The following is a 1,422-nucleotide window of genomic DNA, read 5'->3' on the forward strand; positions in this document are numbered from 1 at the left end:
TCGTGCTGTGCAGCGGCCTGACCCTGGTCTATGGCTGGAGCTACCTGCGCGAGCGCAAGCTGTACCAGGGCGAGATCCCGGTGCTGATCCTGTTCGGCACCGCCGGCATGATGATCCTGGTGTCCGCCGGCAGCCTGCTGATGGTCTACCTGGGCCTGGAACTGCTGGCGCTGTGCTCCTACGCCCTGGTGGCCAGCAACCGTGAAAACGGCCTGGCCTCGGAAGCGGCGATGAAGTACATCGTGCTCGGTTCGCTGGCTTCGGGGCTGCTGCTGTATGGCATGTCGCTGATCTACGGCGCCACCGGCTCGCTGCATCTGGACGCGATCCAGGCCGCCATTCCGCACTCGGAAGAGCGCGTACTACTGATGACCGGCGCGGTGTTCATGATCGCCGGCGTGGCCTTCAAGCTCGGCGCGGCCCCGTTCCACATGTGGCTGCCCGACGTGTACCAGGGTGCCCCGGCGCCGGTCGCGCTGTTCATCAGCTCGGCACCGAAGCTGGCCGCGTTCGGCATGGCCTACCGCCTGCTGGAAATGGGCCTGGGCCCGCTGTCGGATGAGTGGAAGTACCTGATCGCCGGCCTGGCCGCGCTGTCGCTGGTGATCGGCAACCTGATGGCGATCGCGCAGACCAACCTCAAGCGCATGCTGGCCTACTCGACCGTATCGCACATCGGCTTCCTGCTGCTCGGCATCGCCGGCGGTGGTGAGCGCGGTTACTCGGCGGCGCTGTTCTACGCCCTGAGCTACGCGATCATGTCGACCGCCGGCTTCGGCGCGATCATCGCGCTGTCGCGCAGCGGCTTCGAGGCCGAGAAGATCGAAGATTTCAAGGGCCTCAACGCACGCAATCCGTGGATGGCCGGCCTGGTGCTGTGCATCATGGCGTCGATGGCGGGTATTCCGCCGTTCCTGGGCTTCTGGACCAAGCTGGCGGTACTGGGCGCGGCGATCAACGGCGGCATGCTGTGGTTGGCGATCCTGGGCGTGCTGGCCGCGGTGGTGGGCTGCTTCTACTACCTGCGCGTGATCAAGGTCATGTACTTCGATGAGCCGGTGGGCGAGCCGCTGCCGGCCAACCACGACCGCGTGCTGGGTGTGGTGCTGGGCGTGAACGCCTTGGCACTGCTGGGCCTGGGCCTGGCGTGGAACCCGATCATGGTCTGGTGCCAGCAGGCGTTTGCACATATTTCATAAAAAACGATACAAACGTGCGCAACTCGTGTAATATTCATCTCCTGAGTTGTTGATGCAGCGGTTTCGCCAGAACATCGTTGCTTGGAAGCCCTCCGGGTCTTCCGCACTCATCCGCTTCTGCTGCGGGGTGGAGCAGTCTGGCAGCTCGTCGGGCTCATAACCCGAAGGTCGCAGGTTCAAATCCTGCCCCCGCTACCATATAGCTCCGGTGCAAGCCGGAGGC

The 1,422-nt window shown here is 64.3% G+C and carries 1 protein-coding gene and 1 tRNA gene; both read left to right on the forward strand.

The window, feature by feature from the left end:
- Positions 1 to 1,199 (forward strand): NADH-quinone oxidoreductase subunit NuoN (nuoN, locus tag AC1DQP_RS20440; RefSeq protein WP_478052425.1); only part of this gene is annotated, 1,199 nt, incomplete at its 5' end.
- 121 nt (positions 1,200 to 1,320) lie between these two features.
- Positions 1,321 to 1,397, forward strand: a tRNA-Met gene (locus AC1DQP_RS20445).
- The last annotated feature ends 25 nt before the right edge of the window (positions 1,398 to 1,422 follow it).

It is taken from the genome of Stenotrophomonas sp. P5_A8 (assembly GCF_056400545.1).